Origin of the sequence: Cohnella hashimotonis, assembly GCF_030014955.1 — a bacterium.
In the GTDB taxonomy this organism is placed as follows: domain Bacteria; phylum Bacillota; class Bacilli; order Paenibacillales; family Paenibacillaceae; genus Cohnella; species Cohnella hashimotonis.
This window is the reverse complement of sequence record NZ_JAGRPV010000001.1, coordinates 2,011,120-2,034,324: the sequence shown is the minus strand read 5'-3', so window position 1 is coordinate 2,034,324 and position 23,205 is coordinate 2,011,120. Positions and strand designations below refer to the sequence as shown.

The following is a 23,205-nucleotide window of genomic DNA, read 5'->3' as shown; positions in this document are numbered from 1 at the left end:
TCATCGACCTCCCGCAGTGCCTGTGCCTGTGCGGGCGCCTGTGCCGCCGGTACGGTTGCCGGCGTTGCCGCCAAAATTTCCGCCTCCGAAGTTGCCGCCGCCCGCCGGGAACGCGCCGCCGCCTGCGCCGAAGCCGCCGCCCAAGCTAAAGCCCGTTTGCTGCTGATTGCCGGAGCCCGTAGATACCACGACCGGGATCAGCACCGTTTGTCCCTCGGTCAGACCGGTCAATACCTCGACTTGCGAATCCGTCGTGATGCCGACCGTAATTTCTTTAAGCGTAAAATTCGTACTCGCCGCTCCTGCGGCCGTTTGGCCTTGAGCGCCTCTCGTAAAGCCGCCTGCCGCGCCATAGCCGCCTTGACGGCCTGCGCCTCCGTAGCCGCCTTGCCTGCCCTGGCCGCTTTGCGCGCCCGCTCCGTTGCCGCCGGGAGCGGCGCCGTCGAACCGGGGCGCCCCTTCGGGCATTACGCCGCCTGCCGCTTGACCGTCTGCTGCCTGGTCTCCTGCGGCTGCCTGTCCGCCAGACGACTGGTTACCGCCTTGTGACTGGCCGCTTTGTACCTGGCCGCCTTGTGCCTGGCCGCCTTGTGCCTGGCCGCCTTGTGCCTGGCCGCCTTGTGCCTGGCCGCCTTGTGACTGCCCGCCTTGTGCCTGGCCGCCGGCCGATTGACCGCCCGCTGCCTGGCCGCCTTGTGCCTGGCCGCCCGCCGCTTGACCGCCCGCCGACTGCCCGCCGACAGATTGCCCGCCGGCCGCTTGCCCTGTTGTCGTACCGTCTGCCGGCACTCTCACAAAATACTTGGTGCCCATCTGCGTAACCGCCTCGACCGATACGAGCAGCGCGTCCTGCTTGGACTCGATGACGACGTCCACGCTTCCGTTCATGCCCGGCATGACGCCGTCCGTCTTATCCAAGCTCACCGTGACGGGGAACGTCGCGACGCCGTTCGTGGAGGTGCCTTCCTTGGCGATCTTGGTCACCTTGCCCGTGAACGTCTGGCCGCTGAGCGCATCCATCGTAATATTCGCGGCCTGTCCAAGCTTCAACTGCGAGATATCGAGCTCGTCCGCCGAGATTTGAATATCCAGCTTGTCGTAATTCACGATTGTAAACGCCTCGATCTGGCCGTTTACCGTGTCGCCGTCCTTGATGTTTACGGCCGTTACCGTGCCGTCGATCGACGCGACGATCGGATCGGGCGCCTTCGCCTTTTCCTGCGTATCCTGCATGTCCAGCTTCGTTTGTTTGATGTTCAGCTGAATCGACTTGATGTTCATCTCAGCCGATTCGATATCGGCCTGCTCGGCGCTGGATATTTGCAGCGACTTCCACTTTTCCTGGGCCTGCTCCAGCTGCATCTGAAGCTGCTCAAGGCTCAGCTCCGACTTGCTCAGGGACAGACTGACATCTTCGCCCTCGAACGTCGCGAGCACGGCTCCCTTTTTGACCGTCTGGCCTTCGGTTACCTTGACCTTCTCCACCGTCGCGGATTCGGATGGCTTCACCGTCTCCGATTCGCTCACTTCGACGGCGCCGCTGCCGGAGACGCTCTTGGTGATCGTCCCTTTGGTCACGCGGGATTGGGTGAAGGACGGACCGTTCGTCGCCGCCTTCGTGTCTTTGGACGTATACCACCAATAGCCCCCGCCGCCGGCCGCGATCAGGCAGACGATCACGATCCAGGCGACCCATTTTCTGCTCTTCCTCATCCTAGACGACCTCCTATGTACGATAAGAGGAGACTAGCAGACTTGCGTGAATTAAAGATGAACAAGGGCTTAAAGCCAGGTGAAAATGCCATTTCCTCCGCTTTTATCGCCCCTTCGCGACGAAAGCGCCGTCCCCTAAAACTATAGAAAACGGTGATGAATGCCTCCTTAGCTCAAGCTGAGCGCTTCATGTGCCATTGCTGAAGGTTGCTGTACAGAGGCATGCGCAAGAGTGGCGTTCAATTGCAGCCCAAATAAACAAATCAGGATGGAGCAGAGGCGTTCCTGCTTCATCCTGATTTGCTTTTTTGGTCAATGGCGCCGAGGCGAAGTCGGAGTCAAGCCTCGAGCAAGCTTATCGTAAAGGTGGTGCCTCGGCCCGGCTCGCTCGATACCGCTATGCCGCCGCCGAGGGTGTCGACGATCGACTTGGAGATCGACAGGCCGAGGCCGGCGCCCCCGTACTTGCGCGTACGGGAGGAATCGCTGCGGTAGAAACGGTCGAATACGTACGGCAAGTGAGCAGGATCGATCCCCGAACCGTTATCTTCGACTTCGAGATTCACGCAGCCGCCGGAGCGATGGATCGAAAGCGAGATCGCTCCTCCGTCCGCGTCCGTATGCTGAACGGCATTGTGGAACAAATTGAGCACGACCTGCTTGATTTTATCCGGATCGTACAAGCAGTGCATGCCCTCCGGCAGCGCGAAGTCGACTTTGCGGGCGCCGGCCAGCATGCGCAGCTGAGGCTCCATCTCGCGCAGCGTGTCGCTCAGATTGCCGCGGACGGCATGAACGCCGCTGCGCTGGTCAAGCTTCGCCAGCATCAGCAGATCCCCGACCAGCTTGCGAAGCCGCTCCGATTCGCCGTGCATGCTGCGAAGCGCGCGTTCAAGCTGTTCCGGATTTGTTGATGCGCCCCGCAACAGCACTTCAAGGAAGCCGTGAATCGAAGTCAGTGGCGTACGCAGTTCATGCGAGGCATCCGCTACGAACTGCCGCATATGCTCCTTCGCTTCCTTTTCGGTCTCGAACGCCTCGTTCAACCGCGCCAGCATGCCGTTGAAGGACGCGGACAACCGCCCGATCTCCACCGGCTTGGCGACGGCCGGGAATCGTTCGTCCAGGTTGCCGGCATCGATCCGTTCAACCTTGTCGACCAGCTCCGAGAGGGGCGTCAGCGTGCGCCTTAGCACGGGCAGCAGCGTGAACAGCCCTGCGAACAGCGCCAGAAGCGCAAGTCCGCCGAACAACAGCAGCTGGCCGTTCAGCGTCTTCTTAAGCTCTTCCGTTCCCGTGCTGAACTGGATGATGCCGGAGCCTTGGCCGTCCTTGCCGAGCGAGCGAAGCACCACAAGCTGCTCGCGGCCTTCGGCGTCCTTGGCAATCCGGTAATCCTTGCTTCGCGATTCGTCCTCGCCGCCGTTCATGATCGCCTTGTACGTCTCATCGGCGAGCCGCGGCGGCTCCGCCTGGTCCGTCCATTCGGACAGCGTCGTAAAGCTCAGATCGGTACCTATCAATACGACGGTCGCATCCGGAACATAATACCGTCCCCGCATCTGGCCCGAATCGTCCGTTGGCTCCGCTTCTCCGTTCGTCCACCCTTCCGCTCCGTTCGCGCCGTTATCCTGCGGCTTGCCGATGCCTGGCCCGAATCCGGATTTTACCGTGCGGTCGGCCCCGCCGGCGCCATGCCCCTGACGGTCCCGCCAGATATCCGGCGGCAGCGACAGAATCTGGCTGCGAAGCGCGGAAGCCTTGTTCTCGTAAGTGAACTTGCGCATGAGCACGTATTGGAACAATCCGATGAACACCAGCAGCACCGCCACGACGAGCAGCGACCGCGACAGCAGTTGGAGGCGCAGCGAGCCCTTCAGCTGCGTGCGCGGGGAGCTCCCCGACGCCCGCCTCACGGCAGATCGATCCTGTAACCCGCGCCGCGCAGCGTGCGGATCAATTGATGTTCCTTGTCGCCGAGCTTCTCCCGCAGGGAGCGAATGTAAACCTCGACGATATTTTCGTCTCCGCCGAAGTCGTAGCCCCAGACCTTGTCGAGAATGAGCGCTTTGCTCAACACGATACCATGGTTGATGACCATGTACTTGAGCAGCTCGTATTCGGTCGGCGACAGCTCCAGCACCCGGCCGCTCAGACTGATCTCCTTGCGCCGGTCGTCGATGCTGATCGGACCGAATACGGCTTGACCCGACATAAGCGGAAATTGATTGCGCACCCGCGCGTGAATGCGAGCCAGCAGCTCCTCGAAGCTGAACGGCTTCACCATGTAGTCGTCCGCGCCCAGCATAAGCCCTTTGACCCGATCGTCCACCTCGTCCTTGGCCGTCAGCATGATGACTGCTACGTTTTCCGTCTTTTTCAGCAGCTTGCACGCCTCGAAGCCGTCCATGCCGGGCATCATGACGTCCAGAACGGCGACATGCGGCTTGAAGCTCTTGGCCAGATTGATCGCCGTCATCCCGTCGGGCGCGGTCTGTACCTCGAAGCCTTCGTTGATCAGTCCCAGCTCCAGAAATTGCAAAATGTTCGGTTCGTCGTCTACGGCGAGAATACGAATGCCTTTTAATGGATTCATCGCGATGTCGCTCCTCTGCGTTGCCCGCTGTTCGTGTATTCCCATTATCCTTCGAGGCGCTGAAGCGCCTCTGAGGCGATGCTGAAGATCGGCTGAAGATGACGCAATTGGGCCAGCGGGAAGAACGGTCCATTCAAAAAAGGCCGGGCGCTCCGTCAGGCGGAACGTCCGGCCGCGGCAGCTGTGCCGCGAATCGCCGCGATATTCGGTTAATATTGGACGAGCGACTCGACGCGAGCGCCCTTAAGCTTGTCCCGCCCGTCGAGATAGCTCAGCTCGATCAGGAAGGAAGCGCCGACAATCTCGCCGCCGAGCTGCTCGATAAGCTTGATCGTCGTGGCGATCGTGCCGCCCGTCGCCAGCAGATCGTCCGCGATCAGCACGCGCTGTCCCGGCTTGATCGCGTCCTTGTGTACGGCCAGCGTGTCCTTGCCGTACTCCAGGTCATAGCCTGCTTCTACCGTCTCGCCGGGAAGCTTGCCCGACTTGCGGATGGGCACGAAGCCGACCCCGAGCGCCAGCGCGAGCGGCGCGCCGATGACGAAGCCGCGCGCTTCCGGACCGGCGACGATGTCGATCTCCCAATCCTTCACGCGTTCTTTGAGCTCGTCGATCGCAGCGCGGTACACTTCGCCGTTGTTAAGCAGGGTCGTAATATCCTTGAAACGGATCCCGGGCACGGGAAAATCGGGAATAACGCGAATATATGGTTTAAAATCCATGCTCAATCTCTCCTCCAAAACAAGTTCGCCAGCTTGCATTATACACTTGATCTTATCCGCTTGCCATCGTTACCTTCCGCGAGCGCGCGAAGCCAATTCCGCAGCTCTGCGGGAGACATCGCTGCCAGTGCCTCGACCTCGGCCCGAAGCAGCGCCTTGCGGTATCTCGGTGACTCCTCCAGCTGGCGCTTCGGGGGCTGGGCGACGATCTCGACCGAAGCCCGGCTCCGCCTCAGGAAGCCGAGCTCCTCAAATACGTCCTGCATCATGACCACGTCCGCCAGCGTTCGTCCGGTTCGCTCCGCCACCTGGCGAAGAAATCCGTCCGGCGTCTCGATCCAGCTCGCTTTGCGTTTGAGCAGGCCGTACACTTCGCCGAACTGTTCTCTGCTTGGCATGCGTCCGCCCTGCGTCGGCCGGCTGCGGGAGCCCGCCGATACGCGTCCGGCCGTGAGGAGATGGATCTCATCCACGACGCAGCCGGTCAACAGCCCGCGCAGTCCCTCCAGGCCGTCTCCCGCTTCCGGCAGATCGATAAGCGCGAGGCGCAGCGACTCCACGCCTGTCGCGGCAGCGGCCGCTTCGGCGTAGGATGCCACTATCACTCCCGCTGCGTCTCCGTGCGCCTCGCGCAGCTCGGAGAGCGCCGCCTCGCTTGCAACAATCGCGAGCAGGCTCGCCGCCGTTCCTTGCGTCGCAGCCAGCGTCTGCAAGATACGCTGCCAGTCGCCTTCGTGCCGCCGGTCGTGCACGGGCAGCGCGGCCGACTGCCAATCCTGCAGCATGAGCTGCACGCGTTTGCTGCCGTTCCATTCGTTCACGGACAGCTCACCCAGCACGTTCGCCGTTCCGCAGCCCAGCATGGCGCCGCAGTCGGCGCCCCTGCCGAAGCATACGGCCTCCAGCTTGCGGCCGCCCTGTCCCAGCACCGCCCGCAGATGCCGGCTTTCTTTGCCCATCGCCTTGGCATCAAGGACCTCCGCGCCGCGCAGCACGAAGCGGGGCGACGGGTTGCCGATGCCGCAGGGCTCCAGCGCGCGCAGCTGCTCGGCAGCCTCGAGCGTCAACTCGGAAGCTCTGCACACGAGGTCGGCTTTTTTGCGCGGAATCCAGTCGTCCGCAGACAGCCAGCTCTCCGCTAGCGCGGACAGCTTCTCGCCCAGCACGGATACCCGTTCGGTGCGCATCGTCATGCCGGCTGCGGCCTTATGGCCGCCGAAGTGCTCCAGCTCCTCCGAGCAGGCGGTCAGCGCGGCATGAAGGTCAAAGCCTTCGATCGAGCGCGCCGAGCCTTTGCACAGCCCCGTTGCAGCATCCGCCGCCAGTACGACGGTCGGCTTGTAGTAGCGCTCGACGAGCTTCGAAGCGACAAGGCCCGCAATGCCGGCGTTCCAGCCCTCGCCGGCGACGACGATGACCGCCGGGCCGCTCCCGCCGTGGGAGGCCGCTATTGCCTGCCAGGCAGTGTCTGCCTGTACGAGCGTATCTTCGACGAGCTGCTGACGCTCCTGGTTGAGCATATCCAGCTCTGCCGACAGCATCTCGGCTTCGCTCTGCTCGGCGGTGATCAAGAGCCGCAGCGCAGTGTCCGCCTCCGCCAAGCGGCCGCCCGCGTTCAAACGGGGCGCGAGTCCGAACGCGATGCGCCCGCTCGTGAGCCGCCCCGGCTCGGCGCCGGAGATTTGCGCAAGCGCTTTGACGCCCGGAGAAGGCCGCGCATTCATCTCATCAAGCCCGAGCTTCACGATCGCGCGATTTTCGCCGGTGAGCGGCATCAGGTCCGCTACGACGCCGATTGCGGCGACATCCGCGAACGCGAGATCCGGCTCGCCGAGCATCGCATGCGCCAGCTTGAACGCAACCGCCGAGCCCGTGAGCTCCTTGAACGGATATGGACAGCCCGGCTGCTTCGGATTAACGATGGCCACCGCCGCTGTCGGCAGGACCGCGGGCGGCTCGTGATGATCGGTCACGACGACGTCGATGCCGAGCGTTGCCGCGTAGGCGATTTGCTCGATCGCGCTGATCCCGTTATCCACCGTTACGATGAGCTTTACGCCCGCTTCCGCAGCCCGGTCGATTGCCGGCAGGTTAAGACCGTACCCTTCCTTGCTGCGATGCGGAATGTATGTATCGAATTCGGCGCCGAGCCGGCTGAGCAGTCTGTGCATAAGCGCTGTCGATGTCACGCCGTCCGCGTCGTAATCGCCGTAAACGCGAATGCGTTCTCCCCCGTCGATCGCCTGCCGAATTCGCGCCACGGCCCGGTCCATGCCAAGCAGTAGGAATGGATCGTGCAGGTCGCGGAGTCCGGGATGCAAAAATCGCTCCGCGTCCACCGCGTTCCGATAGCCCCGCGATACGAGGAGACGGCTGACGAGCGGCGCCAGCCCAAGCTGCGCGCCGAGCGCTGCGGCCGCTTCGTCGTCTTCTTCCGCCAATACCCAGCGATAGGTGGATTTCACCCGGGATCGCTCCTTTCTGCCTTACAGCACTGTGGACTCCGCCTTGGGCGGCGGAGTCCACAGCGATTTATTGAATTAAAGTAGGCATTTCTTCCTCTTGGTGATTCGATTTGTAAGGATAACCCGGATCGTACGGCTCGACGCGCACGCTAGCGTCCGATACGTGCAGAAACCGCTTGGTCAGCTGCCGCCGAACGCGCTGCGCGACATCGTGTCCGTCCAATACCGATATGCGCGGATTCACGCGAATAAGGACATCAATGATTACATAATGGCCGTGTTCTTTGGCTCTGATCTCATCGACGGCAACAACGCCGTCGACACGTTGCACCACTTCAAGCAGCGTCTGCGCATCCACCTCGTCCATCGGCCTGCGTTCGACCGCGCCGATCGCGGAAGCGGCTTGCCGATATCCCATCCGAAGCACGAACACGCCGATCACGAGTCCCGCTGCCGGATCGAGCACGTACAGTACGGGCAGGTCGAGCATGCGGCCGGTCATGGCGCCAGCCGTGCCGACCAGGGCGGTCAGCGAAGCGAACACGTCGGAGCGATCCGTGCGAGACGCTTCGGGACGCAGTCCCATGCGGTGCTCGTAGCTGCGCCGGTACAGGATCAACGCTTCGCGGGCGACCATGCTGGCCGCGATGACGATGACGGCGCCCCAACCGGGCGCCCGATCCTGGCCCCACGCGATCGCGCGCAGCGAGGAGATCGCCATCTCAAGGCCGGCGAGCAGCAGCAGCGCCGCGAAGATGACCGCCGCCACCGCTTCGCGCTGCCGTTCGGCGGCGCCCCGTGGCGCTATGGCCCGGCGATGCCGCAAATACGAGTTGACGGCTGCGGCGAAGTCGGCGGCTGAATGGCACGCGTCCGCCATCAGCGCTTTGCTGCCCGTGAACCAACCCGCGAGACCCTTGAAGACCGACAGTACGAGCAACCCGAGCAGGGAAACCTTGATGCCATGCAGCGTTTTGCCGGTCCTTTTTTGAGTCATCTTATCGATACACCTCTATTCCCTTGTTGCGTCAAGGCGCCGGCTGCGCCTTGACGGGCTTGGCAGGCTTCGCTTTGCGCTTCATCCAGAACCAGAGCGGGCTGGCGATGAAGATGGAGGAATAGGCGCCGCTGATCAAACCGAAGATCATGGCGAGCGAGAACATCTTAATCGATTCGCTGCCGAATATGAAAAGGCAGACCGCGGCGAAAGCGACGGTGATAACCGTGTTGATCGAGCGGGTCAGCGTCTGCGTGATGCTGTCGTTGACGACCTTCGCGAGATCGGCCTCCGACTTCACCTTCGCGAAGCGCATGTTCTCACGGATCCGGTCGAAGATGACGACGGTGTCGTTGATCGAGTAACCGATGATGGTGAGCACGGCCACGATGAACGGCAGGTTGACTTCCAGATGGAAGATCGAGAACAGCGTGATGACGATAAACGCGTCATAGAGAAGCGCGATGACCGATGAGATCGCGTACCGCCATTCAAAGCGGATCGCTATATAGATAATGATGCCGATCGAAGCGATCAGAATGCCGCGCAGGGCGTTCGTTTGCTGCTCCTTGGCGATCTCGACGTCGACGATGTTTTTCTCGAACGAAGCCTTATCGTCGAACTTGGACTTGAAGTCCGACTCGAGCTTGCTCTGCTGATCTTCCGTCAGCGCAGCCTTGAACCGGATCGATAAACGCTCGGCGGCCGTTGTCAGGTGATACTCGCCTAGCTCTTCCTTTTCGAGAAACGCCTTGACGTCGTCGCCGCTTACCGGCTTGGTGATCGCAATATCCACGGATGTGCCCGATTGGAAATCGATGCCGTAGTTCAGCCCCCGGATGGAGAGCGACAGAATGCCAATAAGCACGATGACGAGCGAAGCGATGAAGAAAGGCTTGCTCCATTTGATCCAATCGATGTCGTGAAACTTATAGCGCACGGATTTCACTCTCCTTTACGCCATAGTAGCCGACTTTGTTGAATTTGCCGCTCTTCACGAGCAGGTGCATCAAGTAGCGGGGCAGGAAGATGTTGGTCGCGATGTTGCAGATGATCGACGCGAGCAGCACGACCGCGAAGCCCTTGACCGAGCCTTGGCCGATAAAGTAAAGCACGGCGCCGGCGATAATGTTCGTAATATGCGCGTCGATGATTGTGCGGAAGCTGTTCTTGTTGCCGGACCGCAGCGACGACGCGATGCTCTTGCCGGTGCGGATCTCGTCCTTGATCCGTTCGGCCGTAATAATGTTCGAGTCCACCGCGATGCCGATGCCGAGCACGAACGCGGCGATGCCGGGCAGCGTCAGCGTGGCGCCCATCAGCCAGAAGACGGCGATAAGCAGCCAGACGAATACGAGCAAGCAGAAGCCCGCGATGACGCCCGGCAGCCGGTAGAATACGACCATGAACACGAAAATGGCGACCGACGCGATGATGCCGGCGAGCAGCGTCTCTTCGAGCGACTTCTTGCCGAGCGTAGCGCCTACGCTTTGGGTGTATTTCTCCGTCAGCTTAAGCGGGAGTGCCCCGAGATTGATCGTATCGGCCAGCGCTTTGGCGTCTGCAGGCGTCGGCTGGCCGGAAATGGTGGCCGTGCCGTCGGTGAACGTCCCTTGGACGACCGGGTCGGAAAGCATATCTTCATCCAAGTAAATGGCAAGGTTCTTGCCGGTCAGGCGGGAAGAGATTTCTTCAAATTTCTTTTTGTCCTTGACTTGAATCTCTACCAGCGGATTGCGCAACTGGTCGTATACGACCTTGGCGGCGCCTTCCTTGAACTCGCTGCCTTGCAGCTCGGTCTTGCAGTATCCGGCGTCCGCGGCACAGCCGTCGGCGCTGCGGAACGTAAGCACGGCCGGCTTCTGCAGCATTTTGCGGACTTCGGTCTCGTCGGCGACGCCCGCGATCTTGACGCGGATCCGATTCTTGCCTTCCGGCGTCACTTCGGATTCGCCGACGCCGCGGGCATCGATCCGCTTTTTAATACTCTCTGCCGTCTTGTTGAGCGAGTCCTTCGTCACTTCGCCCGATCCGGAGAGCGGGGATGCCTCGTACAAAATTTCAAAGCCGCCTTGCAAATCGAGCCCGAGCTTCGTCTTGTCCAGCAAATACGGGCTGGTAGCCGCGATAACGCCGAACGAAACGAGAACCACGAGCACGAAAGCGAGCATCCGGTTCATATGGTATTGCCGACCCCTTTCGATTCTCAATGTTCCTATTATACCTACGCGTTCAAAGCGAAGTCAATTTGTCGAAACGTCCTGGCACGCACGTAAAAAAGCTCCCGGAAAGGGAGCCTCCGGGCCGGCATCCTGTGCCTCGAACGCGCCCGATCCGCCTATTTAATCTATCGTCTTTTTTCGCCCCGATAGATGCTCAGCGTAATATAGTTCATGAAGTTCGTCACCTTCAGCGACAGGATGTCGTTGACGATCGCATGGAGCGCCGGCGTTCCCTTTTTGTGATATTTGTCGCTCACGCATTCCCAAATCTCGGGTCCCGTCGCCTGATCGTAGCCGATCATCCGGAATTCTTCGGCCTTGCTCTCGCAAAGCTCTCTGATCGTACGATTCAACTCCGCCTCGTCCATGCCGTCCAAGCGCATTTCGTCCGTCATCGGCAGTTCCCCCTTCCCGCTTCTCGCCTGCTGTCTTGCCGTCCTGCGTGCCGTCTATCAAGCCTGTCATTCAATCAGTACTGTGAGTTATTATACCTTTCGCCGCCGCCTCCCGAAATCCTGCACGCCCTATCCGGCACGGCTTGTCATGATTGCGGACAGCCCCCGCATATGCTTGAGAAGGAGTCGAACCGAAGAGCGAAGGATGGGATGAACCTTGTCGCCGCGCAAACAAACCTTTATCCAAGGAGCCATGATCCTGCTCGCCGCCGGTCTGCTCAACCGATTGCTCGGCTTCGTGCCGCGAATCGCATTGCCCCGGCTGATCGGCGCCGAAGGCGTAGGGCTCGTCCAGCTGGTTTTTCCGTTTTTTATCGTCGTGCTGACCATTATTACCGGGGGATTGCCGCTCGCGGTCGCAAAACTCGTCGCTGCCGCCGATTCCCGCGGCGACGCGGAGGAAGCCGTCCGTATCCGCCGCACGGCGCTGACGATCGCGTTGACGGCCAGCTTGGCCGTGTGCGGTCTGTGCTTTGCGCTTTCGGATTGGATCTCGTCCAGTCTGATGACGGACCCTCGAGTTCACACCGCGTTTTTGGCCATCATTCCAGTCATTCCGCTCGTAGCAGTTTCCTCTATCTGGCGCGGCTACTTCCAGGGCAAGCAGGACATGCTGCCGACTGCAGTCTCGCAGACGGTGGAGACGGTGATCCGGATCGTACTTTCGTTGACGCTTGCATTTTTGTTCCTGCCCTGGGGACTCGAGGCGGCCGCGGCAGGCGCGATGATCGGAACGGGCGCAGGCGAACTGGCCGGTCTTGCAGCGCTCTGGCTGCACTTGCGAGGAGAACTCCGCGTACGAGGCTCGGACAAAGGGGAGCCTTCGAATTCAGCTTTACCTGCCACGCTCGAAAAACCACAAACGCCAGCCTCGGCTAAGGAGAACCGGACGCGAGCCCTGCTGCGGATCGCGATACCTGTTACGGGCAGCCGGATGATCGGCTCTTTGTCCTACTTGTTCGAATCGATCCTGACGGCTCGCGCGCTCATCGCGGCCGGCCTTGTCACCGCTGCCGCCACTGCTCAGTATGGCATTCTTCAGGGAATGGTCATTCCGCTGCTGCTCCTGCCCGGTTCGCTCACCTTTTCGCTTGCCACATCGCTGGTGCCCTCGCTGTCGGAGGCAGCCGCCAGAGGCGACAGGCCCGCGATCCAGAAGCGGCTGCATCAATCGATGCGGCTGGCTGTCGTGACCGGCGCGCCTTTTATCATCCTCATGGCGCTATTCGGCCGCCCGATCTGCGGGCTCATCTACGGCGACCCCGAGCCAGGCGCCCTGCTTAGCCTGTTGGCACCTGCCGCCGTTTTTTTGTACATGCAAGCGCCGCTGCAGGCAGCGCTTCAGGCGCTCGACCGCCCGGGCACGGCACTGTTCAACACATTTGCGGGGGCGCTCGTGAAGCTGGTCCTGATCGTACAGCTGGCATCCAAGCCGGAGCTCGGCATCCGCGGCGCGGTTATCGCCATCGGCGCCAATATGGCGCTTGTTACGCTGCTGCATTGGATCAGTGTCGTCCGATTGACGGGCGTCCGGCTGCTTCCCGGCGACTTTCTCAAGATTGGCGCGGCCATGACCGTTATGGGAGCCGTTGCGCTCTGGATATGGAATATGGGCAAGCTGCCGGGCGTCTGGCTGGATCTACTGGCTGCCGGGATCATATCGATTGTCGTTTACTTGCTTCTGCTCATGACGATGAAGCTCATCGACAGGCATGACGCGGCGAGAATTCCCATCTTGCGCCGCTTTTTCAAATAATCCGGGCATTTACGTTCTGCGATTGATGTAAAGCCGTCCTTTGTGATCCAAACTGCAGAATGCCACCTGCTTGAATTCCTTGACGCCTTCCCGTCGCAGCTCCTGCCTGAGCCAGAACCGGTTTTTGCCGATGCGTTCGAGGCTCTCGTCTTGCACGAGTCCGTCCATAATAAGCGGGAGCGGGAGCAAGCCGTATCGAATTTTAGGTTTCGTCCCTTCAACCGGCGGCGGCACATCAGGCTTTTGCTTGTCGGCCATAATGACAGACAGCTTGCCTGACGATTCAAGCACCGCGAGCTCAACGTCCGCAACATGGTCGATTCTGTTCTCCCGGAGCTGCATCATCAGATCGTCCAGGCTATAGCGCTGCTTTTTCATTTCCTTCCAATTCAAATTGCCCTGGCTTATGATAACGCTCGGCCTGCCTTCGAACCAAAGGCGGAGCCTGCGGTTTTTTAACGTGAGGTTGGACACGATCAATTGCACGACGACGAGTACGGCCATAGGCGCGGCTGCATACAAGATCGGGCGGCTTGGCGCTTCGATCGCAATAACGGCAATCTCCGCGATCATGATCGAGATGACGAGATCGAACACCGACAACTTGCCGATCTCGCGTTTGCCCATTAACCGCAGGATAAGGAATACGAATAAGTACATGAGCAACGTTCGAATCGTTATCGCCGTCAATTCCAAGAACTGTCCCTCCCTTGCCGGATATCGGATCAGGGCCCGCGACTGTAGTCTCACCGGGCTTCCTGCGCGCGATACGGTCCCTCTCGCGGAAATTATCGGCATTCCGAGTACTAGCGCCGGGTACAAGCCCATACAATGATACAAATCGTTTGAAATTAAAGGAGTGCATCGATATGAATCCCGTACGCGTATCCGGCATTCGCATCGCATCCCCCCTGGTCGCGGGCTTCGTCTGGGCGTTTATTTGGCTGGGTCTGGGCACGCTTGCGTTATCGGTCTTGCTTTACAGTTCCTCGATGCCGGAAACGAAGCTTTTGTCCTGGGTATTCGGCGTCCACGGAGCGGCGAGCCTTGCGGGCGGGTTTACGGCAGCCAAAAGATCCGGGAAGCGCGGCTGGTACATCGGCGCCGTCACCGGTTTGCTGTACGCGGTTGCGGTCGTGCTTATCGGTTTCCTTTCCCAGGATATCGGCTTCGATTCCCGGATGGGTCTGCTGGGTCTGATCGCTGCGCTTGCAGGCGCCTTCGGGGGCATGCTGGGCGTGAACGCGGGCTCCGGAGGGGGCGCAAGGCGCTTGTAAATGTAAAATAAAAACGTTCGCTTTCGTTAGAAATATGGCAATTGTGTTATACTGATACAATGATTTCTAGCGGTAAGGAGCGAACGAATTGATCGTATTCGGCAGTATGAAAATGATATCCGCGCTTACGGCCGTTTCGGTAGCGCTCCTCGTAGGATACGGTACGGCTCGGCAGCCTTTCGCCGCTGCGGCCGTCTTCGTTCGCAAGCTGTTTCTTTCTCCCAGGCATTTGATTTTATTTTTGTCGCTGCTTCTGATCATGGCGCTCAACAAGTTCGAACTGAGCCTGGAGGCTGCCTTGCCTGTCCCTCCAGACCTTACCCGGATACTCGTTGGCTGGGAGGGCAGCTGGCAAGGGACTTTGCAGCGCGCGCTCGAGTCCCCCTGGCTCACGCACTTTTGCGCCTTTTTCTACTTGGTCGTTTTCCAGGGTTTTATGGTCGCTTCTCTCATCTTCTATGCCAGCGCCGGCAAGGATAAACAATACTATGCGCTATGCGTCGCCTTGCTGCTGAACTACTTGATCGCGGTCCCATTCTATTTGTTCGTTCCGGTTCACGAGGCATGGGATGCTTCGTCTAATATTCGATTCTTGATGCTCGACGTTTTCCCGACCTTCGAGACGCAGTACCGTCACCTGTCCGGGTTAGACAATTGTTTTCCGAGCCTGCATACGTCCATTTCCGTGACGATGGCGCTGGTGGCGCTGCGCTCCGGAAGCAAGCGCTGGGCGATGTTCGGCATCGCGAACGCAGTCATTATCATTTTCTCGATCTTCTATCTCGGCATCCACTGGGCGACGGACATGTTCGCGGGCGTCATCCTGGCGACGTTAGCAGTCGCCATCGGCCTCAAAGCGGGTGCCTGGGTGGATCGCTCGCAGGTTCGACGCGGACGTCAACCCCGGCTGCATAAAGACGAGCTCAAACAGCTGGCGCCTTCGCGGCTGACGGACTCTTAGACTTATAAGAAGAAACCGTCAGGGAATCGCCCTGACGGTTATTTTACGTTTGGCGGATATCCGAAGCCCAATTTGGTGTGAAACGACAGTCGATGGCTCAGCCGACAGCTGTTCCGTTAGTTCAGCCCACAGCCGTTCCGGTGGCTCAGCCGATCGTCGTCTGTGCCGTTTTTTGCAAATGCCTGCAAATATACATCTTTTTACTTCGATGCATGCTCATTTCAACAGAAAAGATGCTAATATGCATTTATTTCCCTCTATCGCTGCGCTTTCCGGCGTGTGCTTTGAATTTACCTGCACATTTGCAGGTATTTCTTCAAGCGTCGTGAATCGGCAGAAAATACATGTATAAGTGTAGGTTTTGGGCCCGCCCCGTTAAACTTTCGAAAAAGCGCCGATACACCGAATGCATGCCTGCCTATCCACAAATTGCCTCCGTCCGAATCAGGAAGGAAAGCAAATCCTGTTTCCGATTGCCGGCTCATCGGCAGGCCCTATGCTGCAGTTCATCGACGACAAAAATCGGATCAGCATGGCAAGGCCAAATAGAGAAGCCCCCGAATCTCGCGATCCGGGGGCTTCTCCGTGTGCTTAGAGCTTACTTTTCGCTTTTCGAATCCATCGCGCGCGCCGCGACGTTGTTAATCGCGGAACGATCAAACGTAAGCTTCGTCGCGTCGTTGACCTTGAGCACGATCGTGTCGTCAGTGATCTCGGCGATCGTGCCGTGCAGTCCGCCGATCGTCGTCACCTTGTCGCCCTTGGCAAGCGCCCGGAGCATCGAGTTGCGGTTCTTCGATTTCTTCTGCTGCGGGCGGATAAGCAGGAAGTAGAATACGACGAACATGAGCAAAAACGGTGCCAGCGACATCAGCAGATTGCTGCCGCCAGCGGAATTGTCAGCTAACCACATGGAAATACCTCCCCTCTCTTCTTAAAAAATCAAAAGCCGCTCTCGTTGGTCGCCATACCGTACGCCTCGAAAAATTCGTCGCGGAAATCGCCGAGACGGTCATCGCGGATCGCCTGGCGAACCTGACTCATGAGATTAACCAGAAAATGCAGGTTGTGGATCGTCGTCAGGCGCAATCCGAACATCTCGTCCGCGCGGATCAAATGCCTGACATACGCCCGCGAGTAATTCCTGCAAGCGTAGCAGTCGCACTTTGGATCGAGCGGACCGAAGTCCTCCGCGTACTTGGCATTCTTGACGACGACGCGGCCCTCGCTCGTCATGAGCGTGCCGTTGCGGGCGATCCGGGTCGGGAGCACGCAATCGAACATATCCACGCCGCGGATACTCCCCTCGACGAGCGCATCCGGCGAGCCGACCCCCATCAGGTAGCGCGGCTTGTTCGAAGGTAGCAGCGGCACCGTATGGTCGAGCACCTCGTACATGATTTCCTTGGATTCGCCTACGCTGAGACCTCCAATAGCATAGCCCGGAAAATCCAGGGAAGTCAAATCCGCCGCGCTCTGCGCGCGAAGGTCCTTGTGCATGCCGCCCTGCACGATGGCGAACAGCCCTTGGTCGTGCGGCCTGGCGTGCGCCTTGAGACATCGCTCGGCCCACCGGCTCGTACGCTCCGTCGACTGCTTGACGTAAGCATACTCGGCCGGGTAAGGCGGACATTCGTCGAACGCCATCATGATGTCCGGCCCAAGCGCGTTCTGTACCGCCGTCGCCACCTCCGGCGATAAAAAAAGCTTGTCGCCGTTCAGATGGGAACGGAAGGTGACGCCTTCTTCGGTAATCTTGCGCATCTGGGCCAGCGAGAACACCTGGAAGCCGCCGCTGTCCGTCAGGATCGGACGGTCCCAGTTCATCATCTTGTGCAGGCCGCCCGCCGCACGGACGAGCTCGTGGCCCGGCCTGACGAACAGGTGGTACGTATTGCTAAGGATGATCTGGGCGTTCAGCGCTTTAAGCTCCTCGGGGCTGATGCCCTTTACGGTCGCTTGCGTCCCGACCGGCATGAAGGTCGGCGTATCGATGACGCCGTGCGGCGTGTGGACGCGTCCGAGCCTTGCGCCCGTCTGGGCGCAGGTCTTGATCAGTTCGTAAGTAATAGCCGGCATCGTTCTCGATCGGTCCCTTCTTGTCTAGTGCGCCGAAGTCGTCTAAGTAATGAACATCGCATCGCCGAAGCTGAAAAAACGGTACTCGGCTGCGACCGCTTCGCGGTAAGCCGTCAAGACGGCTTCGCGTCCTGCCAGAGCGCTAACCAGCATCACCAGCGTCGACTTGGGCAGGTGGAAGTTCGTGAGCAGCGCGGAGACAAGGCGGAATCGGTAGCCGGGATAAATGAAAATGCCCGTCCATCCGCTGCACGCCTCGATCGGCTGGTCTCCGAAACGTTGTCCCAGCGTCTCCAGCGTCCTTGCCGAGGTCGTGCCCACCGCCACGATCCGCGTCCCCGCTTGTCGGGCCCGATTCAACAAAGTCGCGTTTTCTTCGTCCACGCCGTACCATTCTTCGTGCATCTTGTGCTCGAGCACGTTGTCGACCGATACCGGCCGGAACGTGCCGAGCCCGACATGCAGCGTCACGCGGCATACGGCGATTCCGCGGCCCTGAAGCTCCCGCAGAAACGCCTCCGTGAAATGGAGACCGGCGGTCGGCGCGGCGGCCGAGCCTTCGTTCTGCGCATAGACCGTCTGATAGCGGTCCCGGTCTTCCAGCCGCTCCTTAATATAAGGAGGAAGCGGCATCTCGCCGAGCCGATCGAGAATTTCGTTAAAAATGCCGTCATACTGAAAACGGATCGTTCTCGCACCCATTTCGCCTTCTTCTTCTACGACGGCAGCCAGCAACGGTTTCAACGAATCTTCCGTTTCTCCGAAATGCAGCAAGGCGCCCTTATGAAGCTTCTTGCCCGGACGTACGAGCGCTTCCCAGCGATCGTCGCCCAGCGCCTTGAGCAGCAGCACTTCGGCCTTCGCTCCCGTGTCCGCCTTGCGGCCGAACAATCGCGCCGGAATGACCTTCGTATCGTTCAGGACGAGCGTGTCTCCCGGCACGAGGTAATCCGCGAGATCCTTGAACGAACGGTGCTCGACCCGTCCGCCGTCCTTGTGCAGGACGAGCAATCGGGACGAAGTCCGGTCGGACAGCGGCGTCTGCGCGATCAGCCGTTCGGGAAGTTCAAAATCGTAATCGCCGACATTCATGAAGCGCCATCCTTCTCGATCTTAATATCCTTATAGTAGTATTGCAGGATACTCTTGTAGTCATACCCTTGATTCGCCAGTCCGAGTGCGCCCCATTGGGACATCCCGAGACCGTGGCCGTAGCCGGTTCCCGTTATGATGAATTGGGGCGAAGCGGTTATGGCGCGGACCTGACCGGTTCCGTTCAGGACGATGGCGTTGCCGCCCGCCGAATCCAGCGAACGCACGGTGCCGTCGCCGCCGAGTACCTGAAGAGTCCCCCCGCCGTCCGGCACCTCCCGGCTCGTTCCGTTCGCGCCGACGATCGTCGCGCGCGCGGTCTCGTCGATCTTGAAGAGCGTGCTCTTGACGCCGCCGAGCGCGCTGCGCCAGCTGTCGCCGTACAGCTGAACGGTCGTGCCGTTCGCCTTGAGACGGACAGCCCGGCCGGAAGCGCCGGTCTCGGATACTTCAAGCGTACGGAGCGGCCCCTGAATCTTGTTTTTGTCGGACAGCTTCGCATTGATCGTTGCCAGCAGCTTGTCCGCGGTCAGCGGGCCTTCGACCCAGCTGTTGTTGGTATATTCCGGGGCCTTGCCGAGGGACAGCACGAGCGTCCCTGCATTGACGGAAGCGATCGGCTGAACGTCGGACTGAACGCGCGGACTGGGGCGAACCTGCACGTTGTCCCCGGTCACGGTGAGCATCGCGAGGCCCGCTTCGTTTTTTTGTCCCTTGTCGGCGAGCAGGTCGCTGCGGATATAGCCGACCGTGCCGGAATCGAGCGCGACGCGGTACCAGTCGAGCTTCCCCTTCTGGATGCCGTCGTCGGGACTCTTGACCGCTCCCGCATAATAAGGGATCGCGTTGCCGGCATACTCAAGCGGATCGGCCGTCATTCCGCCCGCGCTCGCGCCGAACATGGCGGTTATGATCTTGCCGCCGTACGTCATCACTTCGCCGGCCGTCGCCTGCACGCCTGCGGTAGAATTCGCGTTCTCCGAACCGAGCCCGTTGTAGGCTTGGCTGTAGGTATTGTCGACGACGTCGGCGATCTGATAGGTTACGCCGCCCGCGAGCGCGTAGGACCTGGCGGCGACCGCCTGCGCCTTCTGCGCCTCCGCCGGCCAGCTGGAGCCGACCTCGGCGCCGACGACCGAATATAGATACGGCTCGAGTCCGACGACGTTGACGACGGCGAGGTTGTTGTTCAGCACGCTGATCTGCATGCTGCCTCGATATTTGTTTTTGCTCCGCTCGACGACCTGTATGCTGCCGTCGCTCTGAACATCCGCCTGCAAAGCAGCGCCGCCCGCGGCCGGCAGGGCATACAGCGGGGCGGAATTCGTGGCGGAGCCCGTGTAAGTGACGTCGTCCCGGATGACGGCGTAGGCGGAGTTCGTCGCAGGCAGCTTAGCCGTAAATCCGGCTGCCGCGACGGCGGCCTGGATCTTCGTCAGCTCAGCCTGACTGGAGGCCGATCCGATACGCAAGACGTACGCCGTTCCTTCCGCCGAAGGCTTGACGGCGACGAACGCATCGAAGCCCGCATTGCCCAGCTGTACAGCCGCTGCCGAAGCCTCGCCCGCACCGGCGTAGGGGCCGGCCTCGAGCGCAAGCGGACCAGCCACGTAAGCCGGCGTGAGCGAGCTCTGACCGCCCGTTGCCGCCGCCCACTTGGCGAGGGCGGATTGCGCGGCGGTCGCCGTGCTGTACACACCCTCCGACACTTGATAAACGGTTTTTCCTTTTTTCGTCAGCTTGGTTACAAAACCTGCTTTGGAGGAAGCTTGAATTTTCTTCAGGACCGTCTGCGCTGTAGAAAAATCCGCCGTCTCGAGCACCATCGCCCGGTAAGCGTCAACAGCGAACCGAACGGTTCCGCCCGGCGCGGGATAGTCCGCATTCCCTTGTCCGCCGACCCATGACAGACCCAGTCCTCCGGCGGATACGAGCGTCGCGACGGGTGTCGTGGATTGATACTTGGAACCCAGGTCCAAAAACAGGCCGACGCGTATCGTATCGGGCACGAGAGCGGCATTCGCAGCCTGTCCGTCCGTTCCCGCCCAAGCGAGCAGGACCGCGGCCGAAGTGCCCAGTGCGACCCGGCGATTCATTTTAGTCATGTCGATCCTCCGTGTGTTCCATCTTGGTCTGTGGCAATCGTCCTGCAGGAGCCGTCCTCGCAGGCGTCGCTTCTTCCGAACAATCGGTATCTGTACTTTGCAACGAGTCGATAGAAGGCGGCGCTGAGAAGCCTTAGTCCGGGCAGTGCGCCTAACCAACCAAGCCAGGCCAGGCCCGGCATGTCCTTCAGCAGAAGCATAACAGCGTCCGCTCCGCCGGTCACCTTGCCGGCGGCTCCATCCTTGACGAGTATTTGCGACAGATGACCCGCTTCGCCTTCGGGAGCGCCAGGAGCGCTTCCGAAGCTGCCTGCCGGCAGCGATTGAAGCGGCACAAAACGCAGCTCGGACCTCGTGCGCGAACGGCGCAGCCGGTCCACGGCCGCCAGGCAAAGCCTGCACTCACCGTCATAATATACGGTCAGAACACGTCGGCCGTCCGCGCCCACCTGCGCGCTCAAGTCCGCTGCTCTGGCATCGGCAGTCCCAAATGCCGGTAGGCGGCAGGCGTCGCCACCCGCCCGCGCGGCGTGCGTTGGAGAAAGCCGATCTGGAGCAGGTACGGCTCGTAAACGTCTTCGATCGTCTGACTCTCTTCCCCGATCGACGCGGCGATCGTGTCCACGCCGACCGGACCGCCCTTGTACCGGGATATCATCGCGTGGAGCAGCTTGTGGTCGATCGCGTCCAGGCCCATCGGATCGACCTGCAGGCGCTCGAGCGATTCATGCGCGAGCTGCTCGGTGATGATGCCGTCTCCGCGCACCTGCGCATAATCGCGCACGCGCTTGAGCAGCCGATTCGCGATACGGGGCGTGCCTCGCGCCCTGCGCGCGATCTCCCGGGACGCCTCGCCGATGATGTCCACCCCGAGCAGATCGCTCGTCCTCGATACGATAAAGGCGAGCTCGTCCTCGTTGTAAAACTCGAGACGGCTGACGACCCCGAACCTGTCGCGAAGCGGCGCGGACAGCAATCCTGCGCGCGTCGTCGCGCCGATCAGCGTAAACTTGGGCAGATCCAGCCTCACGGACCTCGCGCTCGGTCCTTTGCCGATGACGAAGTCGAGCGCAAAGTCTTCCATCGCGGGGTACAGCACTTCCTCGACCGTGCGGTGCAATCTATGAATCTCGTCGATAAACAAGACGTCGTTCTCCTGCAGATTCGTCAGAATGGCGGCCAAGTCGCCGGGGCGCTCGATCGCCGGACCGCTCGTCGTCCGAATGCTGACGCCAAGCTCGTTGGCGATAATGTTCGAGAGCGTCGTCTTGCCGAGCCCCGGCGGTCCGTAAAGCAGGACGTGATCGAGCGCCTCCTGCCTCAACTTGGCGGCCTCGATGTAAATTTTCATGTTGTCCTTCACTTGCGACTGGCCGATATATTCGTTCAAATACCGCGGACGCAGGCTCAGCTCCGCCTGCCGGTCCTCCATCATCAAATGAGCGGTCACGATGCGGTCTTCCACCTACGCGTCCCCCTTTCCGCTCCTCAACCGGTAAATAACTGCTGAAGCGCGAGCTTCATAAGCGCGTCCGGCGAGTCCTCGGGCTTGATCCGGTCCTTAAGCGCCGACCAGGCCTTGTCCAGCTCCGCATCCCGGTAGCCGAGCCCCGCCAGCGCCTCTCTCGCCGCCACCCACGACGCATGGCCGTCGTCAGGCAGCGATAGACGCTCCGCCGCAGGCAAGCCGAGGCCCGCCGCATCGTAAGAAGAGCCCAGCTTGTCCTTCAAATCGAGAACCATCCGCTGCGCCGTCTTTTTCCCGATCCCCGGCAGCTTCGTCAGAAACGTCAAATTCTCCTGCTGGATCGCAGCCACGACCGACTCCGGCCTGCCGCCCGCCAGCACCCCGAGCGCCACGCGAGGTCCAATGCCGGATACCTCCAGCAGCTTGCGGAAGAGGCTCTGCTCCTCCCGTGTCGTGAAGCCGAACAGCTGGATCGCATCCTCGCGAACGTGATGATGGATGAACAACTGTACCTGCTCCTCGCTTCTCGCCAGACCGTACGGATTGGGCGTAAACACTCTGTATCCAACGTCCCGCACGTCGAGAACTACGTACTCGAGCTCGATATGCGCTACAAAACCTTTTAAATAATCGATCACCGCCGCGTCGCTCCGTTCATCAATTGACTCATGCCGCTCGAATGCGCATGGCAAATCGCCACGGCCAGCGCGTCCGCAACGTCGTCCGGCTTGGGCGCGCTCGCGAGACCGAGCAGGCGCTTCACCATTTCCTGCACCTGCTTCTTCTCCGCACCGCCGTATCCGACGACCGATTGCTTGACCTGCATCGGCGTATACTCGCCGATCGGAATGCCACGCTGCGCGGCAGCCAGCATCAGTACGCCTCTCGCTTGGCCGACGCTGAATGCATTTGTCACGTTTTTGTTGAAAAATAGCTTTTCGACCGCAACGGTCTCCGGCTGGTATTGGTCCAGAAGCTTGCAGGAAGATTCGTAGATCTGCTGAAGCCTGACCTCCTGGGCCGTATCCGGCGTCGTCTGGATGCTGCCGTACTGCACCGGCACGAGACGATGTCCGATCTTGTCGATGAATCCGAATCCCATAATGGCAATGCCGGGGTCGATTCCGAGTACCCGCATGAGGGCCCCCCGCTTCCTGTTTCTACTGACAGACTACTTGATTATACCATTTGCAGACGGGGATGAGAACAGAAAGCCGAACAGCTTGCCTGCACGCCAAAAAAGCGCTCGAGCGAACGCTCCAGCGCTTCGTGAATGCCGCTTGCCGGCCGCGCTGCG

At 60.4% G+C, this 23,205-nt stretch carries 21 protein-coding genes; 3 read left to right on the top strand and 18 right to left on the bottom strand.

What is annotated here, in order from left to right:
* The 9 genes from KB449_RS07990 to KB449_RS07950 all read right to left on the bottom strand — a co-directional run bounded on the left by KB449_RS07990 (position 1) and on the right by KB449_RS07950 (position 11,110).
* On the bottom strand, positions 1 to 1,713 hold the full coding sequence (locus KB449_RS07990) for an efflux RND transporter periplasmic adaptor subunit (RefSeq protein WP_282907872.1): 1,713 nt from the start codon (positions 1,711 to 1,713) through the stop codon (positions 1 to 3).
* A 338-nt stretch (positions 1,714 to 2,051) separates the two neighbouring features.
* The gene (locus KB449_RS07985; RefSeq protein WP_282907871.1) at positions 2,052 to 3,629 is read right to left on the bottom strand and encodes a sensor histidine kinase; all 1,578 of its coding nucleotides are present in this window, start codon (positions 3,627 to 3,629) and stop codon (positions 2,052 to 2,054) included.
* Positions 3,626 to 4,309 carry a response regulator transcription factor gene (locus KB449_RS07980; protein ID WP_282907870.1) on the bottom strand — a complete coding sequence of 228 codons (684 nt, stop codon included), beginning with the start codon at positions 4,307 to 4,309 and terminating at the stop codon, positions 3,626 to 3,628. The genes KB449_RS07985 and KB449_RS07980 overlap by 4 nt, the downstream gene beginning before the upstream one ends.
* 209 nt (positions 4,310 to 4,518) lie before the next feature.
* Entirely contained in the window at positions 4,519 to 5,031 is a 513-nt protein-coding gene (locus KB449_RS07975; protein WP_282907869.1) for an adenine phosphoribosyltransferase, read from the bottom strand.
* 38 nt (positions 5,032 to 5,069) lie between these two features.
* Positions 5,070 to 7,496, bottom strand: coding sequence for a single-stranded-DNA-specific exonuclease RecJ (gene recJ, locus KB449_RS07970; RefSeq protein ID WP_282907868.1), 2,427 nt, complete (start codon positions 7,494 to 7,496; stop codon positions 5,070 to 5,072).
* A 67-nt stretch (positions 7,497 to 7,563) separates the two neighbouring features.
* On the bottom strand, positions 7,564 to 8,493 hold the full coding sequence (locus KB449_RS07965; RefSeq protein WP_282907867.1) for a cation diffusion facilitator family transporter: 930 nt from the start codon (positions 8,491 to 8,493) through the stop codon (positions 7,564 to 7,566).
* 31 nt (positions 8,494 to 8,524) lie between these two features.
* Positions 8,525 to 9,433 (bottom strand): protein translocase subunit SecF, encoded by a 909-nt coding sequence (secF, locus tag KB449_RS07960; protein ID WP_282907866.1) that lies wholly within the window; start codon positions 9,431 to 9,433, stop codon positions 8,525 to 8,527.
* Entirely contained in the window at positions 9,423 to 10,673 is a 1,251-nt protein-coding gene (gene secD, locus KB449_RS07955; protein WP_282907865.1) for a protein translocase subunit SecD, read from the bottom strand. The genes secF and secD overlap by 11 nt, the downstream gene beginning before the upstream one ends.
* Positions 10,674 to 10,840: 167 nt before the next feature.
* Complete coding sequence (locus tag KB449_RS07950) at positions 10,841 to 11,110, bottom strand: post-transcriptional regulator (RefSeq protein ID WP_282907864.1); 270 nt, start codon at positions 11,108 to 11,110, stop codon at positions 10,841 to 10,843.
* Between the two features lie 217 nt (positions 11,111 to 11,327).
* Between KB449_RS07950 and spoVB the strand changes: the two genes are divergently transcribed.
* Positions 11,328 to 12,926 (top strand): stage V sporulation protein B, encoded by a 1,599-nt coding sequence (gene spoVB, locus KB449_RS07945; RefSeq protein ID WP_282907863.1) that lies wholly within the window; start codon positions 11,328 to 11,330, stop codon positions 12,924 to 12,926.
* 9 nt (positions 12,927 to 12,935) lie between these two features.
* On the opposite strand, the gene KB449_RS07940 is transcribed toward spoVB, so the two are convergent.
* The gene (locus tag KB449_RS07940; RefSeq protein ID WP_282907862.1) at positions 12,936 to 13,622 is read right to left on the bottom strand and encodes a DUF421 domain-containing protein; all 687 of its coding nucleotides are present in this window, start codon (positions 13,620 to 13,622) and stop codon (positions 12,936 to 12,938) included.
* 173 nt (positions 13,623 to 13,795) lie between these two features.
* On the opposite strand from KB449_RS07940, the gene KB449_RS07935 reads away from it, so the two are divergent.
* Both KB449_RS07935 and KB449_RS07930 read left to right on the top strand, forming a co-directional pair.
* Positions 13,796 to 14,203 (top strand): TIGR04086 family membrane protein, encoded by a 408-nt coding sequence (locus tag KB449_RS07935; RefSeq protein ID WP_282907861.1) that lies wholly within the window; start codon positions 13,796 to 13,798, stop codon positions 14,201 to 14,203.
* An 88-nt stretch (positions 14,204 to 14,291) separates the two neighbouring features.
* Positions 14,292 to 15,164 carry a phosphatase PAP2 family protein gene (locus KB449_RS07930; protein ID WP_282907860.1) on the top strand — a complete coding sequence of 291 codons (873 nt, stop codon included), beginning with the start codon at positions 14,292 to 14,294 and terminating at the stop codon, positions 15,162 to 15,164.
* 598 nt (positions 15,165 to 15,762) lie between these two features.
* On the opposite strand, the gene yajC is transcribed toward KB449_RS07930, so the two are convergent.
* The 8 genes from yajC to ruvC are packed head-to-tail and all read right to left on the bottom strand — an operon-like array spanning position 15,763 to position 23,046.
* A complete protein-coding gene (gene yajC / locus KB449_RS07925; RefSeq protein WP_282907859.1) occupies positions 15,763 to 16,077 on the bottom strand; it encodes a preprotein translocase subunit YajC in 315 nt (104 codons plus the stop codon).
* Between the two features lie 29 nt (positions 16,078 to 16,106).
* Complete coding sequence (tgt, locus tag KB449_RS07920) at positions 16,107 to 17,243, bottom strand: tRNA guanosine(34) transglycosylase Tgt (protein ID WP_282907858.1); 1,137 nt, start codon at positions 17,241 to 17,243, stop codon at positions 16,107 to 16,109.
* 42 nt (positions 17,244 to 17,285) lie between these two features.
* Positions 17,286 to 18,335 (bottom strand): tRNA preQ1(34) S-adenosylmethionine ribosyltransferase-isomerase QueA, encoded by a 1,050-nt coding sequence (queA, locus tag KB449_RS07915; protein WP_282907857.1) that lies wholly within the window; start codon positions 18,333 to 18,335, stop codon positions 17,286 to 17,288.
* Positions 18,332 to 20,440 (bottom strand): SpoIID/LytB domain-containing protein, encoded by a 2,109-nt coding sequence (locus KB449_RS07910; protein WP_282907856.1) that lies wholly within the window; start codon positions 20,438 to 20,440, stop codon positions 18,332 to 18,334. The genes queA and KB449_RS07910 overlap by 4 nt, the downstream gene beginning before the upstream one ends.
* A complete protein-coding gene (locus KB449_RS07905; RefSeq protein WP_282907855.1) occupies positions 20,437 to 20,901 on the bottom strand; it encodes a thiol-disulfide oxidoreductase DCC family protein in 465 nt (154 codons plus the stop codon). The genes KB449_RS07910 and KB449_RS07905 overlap by 4 nt, the downstream gene beginning before the upstream one ends.
* Positions 20,898 to 21,905, bottom strand: a complete 1,008-nt coding sequence (gene ruvB, locus KB449_RS07900; protein WP_282907854.1) for a Holliday junction branch migration DNA helicase RuvB — start codon at positions 21,903 to 21,905, stop codon at positions 20,898 to 20,900. Before ruvB ends, KB449_RS07905 begins: the two co-directional genes overlap by 4 nt.
* A 23-nt stretch (positions 21,906 to 21,928) precedes the next feature.
* On the bottom strand, positions 21,929 to 22,546 hold the full coding sequence (gene ruvA, locus KB449_RS07895; protein WP_282907853.1) for a Holliday junction branch migration protein RuvA: 618 nt from the start codon (positions 22,544 to 22,546) through the stop codon (positions 21,929 to 21,931).
* Positions 22,543 to 23,046, bottom strand: coding sequence for a crossover junction endodeoxyribonuclease RuvC (ruvC, locus tag KB449_RS07890; RefSeq protein ID WP_282907852.1), 504 nt, complete (start codon positions 23,044 to 23,046; stop codon positions 22,543 to 22,545). Before ruvC ends, ruvA begins: the two co-directional genes overlap by 4 nt.
* Positions 23,047 to 23,205: the final 159 nt, after the last annotated feature.